General features: G+C 55.8%; 1 protein-coding gene. It reads right to left on the bottom strand.

Features of this window, described 5'->3' with window-relative positions; all coding sequences use genetic code 11:
• Positions 1–251, bottom strand: a 251-nt coding sequence (locus tag N8M20_RS10395; RefSeq protein ID WP_261080537.1) for a hypothetical protein, incomplete at both ends; no start/stop codon positions are given.

Here is a 251-nt window from a genome sequence, read left to right as displayed (position 1 = left end):
ACTGGTGCCGTACCTCATTCCTACCGCGTCGAGCACCTTCACTGCGTACTCGCGGAGCTCCTGGGCCTTCTCAAAGTCGGGTGGCATCCAATCCATGGTGTCGTAGACCGCCATGAATGGCCCGTTATCGGTCTTGTTGTATCGACAAATGCTGGAGATCGCATGCCCGCCATCATAGCTTGCGGTGTCTACCGCATACTCCGTACCATGGAGAAACTCCTGGACCATCAGCGTGTCGTTATTGATCCCCA

It is taken from the genome of Streptococcus mitis, assembly GCF_946190275.1.
Lineage (GTDB): Bacteria > Bacillota > Bacilli > Lactobacillales > Streptococcaceae > Streptococcus > Streptococcus mitis_DC.
Note: the sequence above shows the minus strand (reverse complement) of the source record. Positions and strands in the feature narration are given on the sequence as shown.